Source organism: Mucilaginibacter sp. P4_G9, from assembly GCF_056400985.1.
Map to the genome: position 1 here is coordinate 1 of NZ_JBFUKF010000279.1, position 6,549 is coordinate 6,549.

The following is a 6,549-nucleotide window of genomic DNA, read 5'->3' on the forward strand; positions in this document are numbered from 1 at the left end:
GGAATGATCAATATCGATTTCAGATAAAGAATGAGTTGAAAAAAGGGGGGGGGGGGGGTAAACTCATTGTTGTAAAATAATTGTAATTTTAGGTACAATCTAGATGTGAAACATTTTAAAACTATAACCGAACTGTATACAATAAACGGATTTCCTCCCCCGGAAAATCCGTTGCTTGGCGTGTTAACATTTGAAGATATAAAAAGCTGCAATTTTGTTTATACGGAATTTACAATGGGCTTTTACAAGATTGCTTTAAAAAAGGTAAAATCTGGCACCCTCTTATATGGTAAGACTAAGTATGATAGCGATACGGGCTCTATGTTTTTTTTGAAACCCAATCAAATCCTACAGATGAGTAACCTTGAATTAACAGAAGAGGGATTTATGATCTATATAGATGAAGATTTTTTGGTCAATCATCCTCTTCATGCTACAATTAAAAAATACGGCTACTTCGATTATGAAGCAAATGAGGCACTGCATTTATCTCCTAAAGAAGAAGAAACCATTTGGGGCCTGTTTTATAAAATACGGGAGGAATATTACAACAACCAGGATAATTTTAGTAAAGACATAATGCTAGCCCATATTGAGTCCATTCTGAAATATTCGTCAAGATTTTACAATCGGCAATTCTTAAACCGGACTGTATTGTCCGGTACAATAATTTCTAAGTTTACAGAAATACTGAAGGAATATTTTGAGAGCGGGAACCTTCAAAACCATGGATTGCCAACAGTAAAATATATGGCGTCGCAGCTATCATTGTCGGCAGGATATCTTAGCGATTTATTGAAACAGGAAACCGGTAGGACGGCCCTGGACCACATTCATATAGCTTTAATTATTGAGGCAAAAAACATATTGATGAGCACAGACAATACTGTAGCCGAAACTGCATTTCAACTTGGCTTTGAAAATGCTCCCTATTTTTCGCGATTATTTAAAAAAGCTGTTGGGATCACTCCAACTGAATATAGATACCAGTTGTTGAAATAATTAAATAACAATACATTTTATTCTTTTTAAAATCTTAAAAAGTCTTTTAATTAACTTTAAAGGAAAACCTTCAATTGTTTTTAGATAAGCCTTGCCTATGATTCTCCTACTTTTTTCTATATAATTTGTAACTTTAGCCCATAAACCATTTAGGCTAATGTATCCGATCCCTTCAAAACGATCATTTTTCCTGTATCCTTGTGCATACCTAATATAATGTAGCTAGCTACATTGGGTCGGTCATAGGTCTATTTTCAAATAACTTTATAGCTGACTTGAAAAAAATTGCTCGAATTTGAGTACGGTCATGGGGGCAAATTCGAACCAACGCGAATAATTGAAGCCATTTTGATAAATCTTTTATCGTTGGTTTTGTACTACTTCATTTTTTATTTCTGCCCCTAAAACTTCGTTACAATCCAAGCGGCAAAATAGCCGATAGCCAGGTTGAGAACTGAAATGATCAAAAAGGCAATAAAAGTGAGGCCGATTATCTTAGCTTTCGAAGTATTGTTGAAGAACTGGGAATAACACCAGCACATTAAAACGAGTAGAAAACCTTGTTGAACTATGCCATATTGGAGAGTTAATGCGTTACCGAAAATATAAACAATGGGGAAAACGAGCAGGCTAACAATTAAAAACAATCCCATTAAGTATGTATTCAAAACGAGGTGCTCTGCAAGATTATATTTCCGTTTTTTAAAAATGACATAGGAAACCAAGGTGCTGGTTATGATCAGCATCAGACCGTCAAAAGCAAAATGCTCAGTTATCCAGGTAATGATTTTCCCGGAAGCCCTGGTTATGTCGTTTCTGGGCTCAATCAGACTCGCGTGAAGGCGGTCTAAAATTAAGTAATGATAGAGTAATCCATAAAAAGTGGCAAGCACAATAACAAAGGATAATGGCTGAAAATGCCTGACTCTTTTTCCTTCCAAAAACTCGCGGATAGTGTGACCAGGTCTTGTAAGAAGCTGTTTAGTAGTGTACAAAACCCCTTTATCAAAATGAAACAGTCCATGTTGCAGATCATGCAAAATAAAATGCATGGTCAGTTTGTGGGTGTCTGCCCGTTGTCCACAATCACTACAAAAATTGCCCGATACCTGGCCACCGCAATTTTTGCAAATGATCGTAGTATTTATTTTATGACCAGTTTTTTTTAGCGTTTTTCCCATTTGCTTTCTTTGTTCAGCGTGAGCTAACAATGCTTAAACTTACGATTTTATACTGAGCTAATTAATGGGCACATCCGGTAACACCGGTTCTTTGTATCCATGATCGAATATGAATTATCTTTATTTTCAAGAAAGTAATGCACCCATTTTCTTTGCGATCAGTCCTGCCGCATACGCAGGGTTCAAGCGATAAAGGAGGTCCAACATTTTAGCATCCTTGCCCACTAACACCCGGTAACGGTTTTGCTCCATCCCCGCGATAATCATCGCCGCTGCCTTATCGGCAGAAAGAATCTTCTGCGCCCCTTCTGCAGATGAGGACATTCGGTCGGTAAGTCCCGAATTGGACATGATATTGGTGCTAACACCGCCTGGAAATACTACAGTCACTCTTACATTCGTGCCCGACAATTCGGAATGCAACCCTTCTGTCAGCAATTTTACCGCTGCCTTCGATGCGCCGTAAATAGTTTGACCCGGCACAGGTAAAAACCCGCCCATACTGGATATGTCTACAATGTGCGCTTCAGGCCTGGTAAGCAGGTGTGGCAGAAAAGTCTTGATCAAATAAAGGGTGCCGTAGAAGTTAATATTCATTACCCGTTCTATCATCTCATAGCTCAAGTCATTTACTCTTATAAATGGTTGAATAATACCGGCGTTGTTGATAATGCCATCTACTGCGCCAAACTTGTTGACCACTTTCTCTAATAAGCCTTCCACCCCCGCTCTATCGGTAATATCGGTCACAAACAGGCTTAAATTTACATTCCTGTCACCTGCCAATGCAGCAGTTTCCTGCAAAGCCTTTTCGTTGATGTCTATCGCAGCTACTTTTGCGCCTTTTGCCAGCAGGTTCAGTACGAGTTCGCGGCCCATACCGCTGCCGCCTCCGGTAACTATTATCGTTTTGTTCTCAACTTTCATTTTCTTTATTTCTGATTTTTGCTTTTAAGTTCAGCAACGGCCATTGGAGGCATCAGCACCCTGTTAACTTTTTCAACGATAGTTCTTCTATTCAATGTAAACGATGTAGTTTGTTTAATATCCTCGCTGGAAGCGCCGATCTTTACTTCATATCGTCCTGGATCCGCGACCCAGGCCGATTGGTCTGTGTTGAACGAAGCAAGGTCTTTAGCATTGATAGTAAAAGTGAGTGTCTGCAATTCGCCTGGTTTTAATGATCCGGTTTTAGCAAACCCCTTCAATTCTTCCGCAGGTTTATCCAAATCTCCTTTGGGTGCTTTCAGGTAAACCTGTACAACTTCTTTTCCGGCTACTATTCCTGTATTTTTTACGTCAACACTTATCGCGATCTTGCCGGTGAATGAAGTTGAACTCAATTTGAGGCTGCTATAGGTAAAATTGGTATAAGATAAACCATACCCAAATTCATAGGCAGGTTTCACCTTAAAGGTGTTATAATAGCGATAACCTACATAAATACCTTCTTCATAAACCACTTTTCTTTTTATGGTCGAATCATCTTTAACTTCAATACCGGGAAAGTTCTTCACCGATGGAACATCGGCATAAGATATAGGGAACGTTTGCGCCAGTTTACCGGAAGGATTTACTTTGCCACTGAGTAAATCTGTTATAGCGTTTCCCGCTTCAAGACCTGGCTGCCAGGCGAGCAATATGGCGTCAGGGTTGCTTTTCCAACTTGCTGTTTCTATAACCCCGCCGATATTAAGTACTACAACAACCTTTTTACCTTTGGCATGAAATGCCTTGCAAATGGTGTTTATCGAAGCTGATTCTATCGCTGAAAGATTAAAATCGTTATCCAGCTTTCTGTCTTCACCCTCTCCTGAGTTGCGCCCAAGTGTAAAAATCGCTATATCGTATTTCCCAGCCATTTCTTCAGCCAGCGAATCCGTTACAGGCATCTCAGCCGCACGTTTTTTGCCACCCATAATGTTCGCGATCATATCGCCACCTTTGGGAGCATTTTCCGTCATATAGGTCTTGTATTTTTCTTTCAGGGTTTCGTCGGTCACATAACCAGCGTTCTTCAAACCATCTACCAGGTTTACGGAATAAGCTACCGCGACATAGCCGCTTCCTGAGCCGCCTAAATAAGCCTGATAGGACGTATTGCCAAACAGTGCAATACTTTTTGTTTTTTCGGTAAACGGAAGCGCACTATCGGTGTTTTTCAGTAAGATCATTCCCTCGGTAGCTGCCTTTCGCGACATTGCAGCATTTGCTACAGTATTAGGTTTATTTGAATACTTGTAGTTTTTGAAACGGGGAGTTTTGAGAATAAGGTTGAGGATATCTTCCACATTTCTGTCCAGCACCTTCTCATTCAATTTGCCATCTTTAACAGCTTGTATTATGGTGCTAACCTGGTTAGGGCCGGGCATCAGCAAATCGTTACCTGCTTTCATCTGTGCAACCGCGTCTTTTCCGGCACCCCAATCACTCATGACAAGCCCACGGTAACCCCATTCTTTTCTTAAAATCGTTGTCAGTAGATCGTAGTTTTCGGATGTGTATTTTCCGTTTAGTAAATTGTAGGAAGACATGACGGTCCATGGGTGTGATTCCCTGGATGCGACCCTGAAACCTTCAAGATATATCTCGCGAAGTGCCCGTTGGCTTACAATCGTGTTTACGGTTTGACGGTCTGTCTCCTGATTGTTCGCAGCAAAATGTTTTATGGATACGCCTACACCCTGCGACTGAATACCGTTTACCATGGCGGCAGCAATCGAGCCCGATAACAATGGGTCTTCGGAATAATACTCAAAATTTCTGCCGCATAAAGGGTTTCGCTGTATGTTCATACCAGGTGCGAGCAATATATCGACCCCATATTCCAATACATCATTGCCATACGCTTGCCCGGTTTTAAAGATCAGGTCTTTATCCCAGCTTGATGCTAACAACGTACCTACCGGGAACGCCGTGCATTCATACTTCTGCCCCCCAAAGCCCCCTATCATGCGTAAGCCTGCCGGGCCATCGTTTACCACGATACAGGGTATGCCCAGCCTTGGCATCGCAATCGTGTTTCCGGCAGTACCTGGTACGGGATTAACCGTATTTGCTGCTAAAGTACCCGGCTGTGCAACCATGCCAGCAAACATTTTATTTTTCCTCATCGCAGGAGGGATATTGAGTCCTCCACCCACAACCAACGAGGCTTTTTCCTCAAGCGTCATAGCGGCAATCACTTCCTTTACCGAAGACTTCCCTAACTGTGGCAACTTTGTCGATTGCTGTCCCCGAACTGATAACGAAAATCCGCAGACGCATAAAAGCAAGAGGATATTGGGTGATAATTTTTTTGATGGTGTCATTTTTTTAATTTTTTAATTCATTGATGGTGACCTGTGGAACAATTGCTTTATGATCCTTTTCAACGATCAACATTTTAGCTAATGCAAATGGTTTAATCATTCTGATATCCTCGCTCGAAGCCCCGATCTTTACGGTATACTTTCCGGCATCAGCTATCCAGCTTGACTTTTCAGTATTAAAAGAAGCAAGATTTTTAGGATCAATTGTAAAAGTGAGTGTTTGTGAGGCACCAGGCCGAAGTAACCTTGTTTTGCCAAATCCCTTCAATTCCTCTGAAGGTTTGTCCAATGTTTTATGCGGGGCGCTTAAATAAAGTTGCACAACCTCTTTACCCGCAACTTTCCCGGAATTGGTGACAGTAACTGTAGCAGTTAGTTTTTTGCTGAAGGTAGCCGCACTCAATTTTAGATTACTGTAGGCAAATCTGGTATAGCTTAGGCCATAGCCAAACGGATACGAGGTCTTTAAACTGAACGTATTAAAATACCGGTAGCCCACATATATTCCTTCGTCGTATATACTTTCAACCGGGCGGTTGGCGGGTGTACCCGGAAAACTTTTTGCAGATGGCTCATCTTCATATTTAACCGGGAAAGTTGTTGCCAGCTTGCCTGATGGATCAACCCCTCCGCTCAAAACATCGGCAATAGCGTTTCCTGCTTCCAGTCCGGGTTGCCAGGCTAATAAAATGGCATCAACATTTTTGCTCCAACTTTCCATTTCTATGGCACCACCAATATTCAATACAACTATCAGCTTTTTCCCTTTGGCGTGGAAAGCATCACCCACAGCTTTTAGTTGTGTTATCTCGGCTTCTGAAAGATAAAAATCTTCCACTTTTCGGTCAGCGCCTTCACCGGCGTTCCGCCTGATGGTAAAAATACCGATATCATCCTGGTCTGCTGCTGAGCTGATATCTGTCGCTCTTAATTCAGGCTCCGGCACCAAATGCGGGCTACCCAATACCATGTTTTTTTCGGGATGCGTTTTCAGGTCGGCTTTGATCTGGGCAACGTAAATCGTTTTCAAAGCTGTATCGGGCACATAGCCGATT

5 protein-coding genes are annotated in these 6,549 nt (G+C 41.5%); 1 reads left to right on the forward strand and 4 read right to left on the reverse strand.

Features of this window, described 5'->3' with window-relative positions; genetic code table 11:
- Nucleotides 1-105: 105 nt before the first annotated feature.
- A complete protein-coding gene (locus tag AC1DPZ_RS19415; RefSeq protein ID WP_477406461.1) occupies nucleotides 106-1,002 on the forward strand; it encodes a helix-turn-helix domain-containing protein in 897 nt (298 codons plus the stop codon).
- Between the two features lie 401 nt (nucleotides 1,003-1,403).
- On the opposite strand, the gene AC1DPZ_RS19420 is transcribed toward AC1DPZ_RS19415, so the two are convergent.
- The 4 genes from AC1DPZ_RS19420 to AC1DPZ_RS19435 all read right to left on the reverse strand — a co-directional run.
- Entirely contained in the window at nucleotides 1,404-2,183 is a 780-nt protein-coding gene (locus AC1DPZ_RS19420) for a DUF3667 domain-containing protein (RefSeq protein WP_477406463.1), read from the reverse strand.
- A gap of 126 nt (nucleotides 2,184-2,309) precedes the next feature.
- On the reverse strand, nucleotides 2,310-3,110 hold the full coding sequence (locus AC1DPZ_RS19425; protein ID WP_477406465.1) for an SDR family NAD(P)-dependent oxidoreductase: 801 nt from the start codon (nucleotides 3,108-3,110) through the stop codon (nucleotides 2,310-2,312).
- A 5-nt stretch (nucleotides 3,111-3,115) separates the two neighbouring features.
- A complete protein-coding gene (locus AC1DPZ_RS19430; protein WP_477406467.1) occupies nucleotides 3,116-5,494 on the reverse strand; it encodes a glycoside hydrolase family 3 C-terminal domain-containing protein in 2,379 nt (792 codons plus the stop codon).
- A gap of 4 nt (nucleotides 5,495-5,498) precedes the next feature.
- Nucleotides 5,499-6,549, reverse strand: a 1,051-nt coding sequence (locus AC1DPZ_RS19435) for a glycoside hydrolase family 3 C-terminal domain-containing protein (protein WP_477406469.1), incomplete at its 5' end; no start/stop codon positions are given.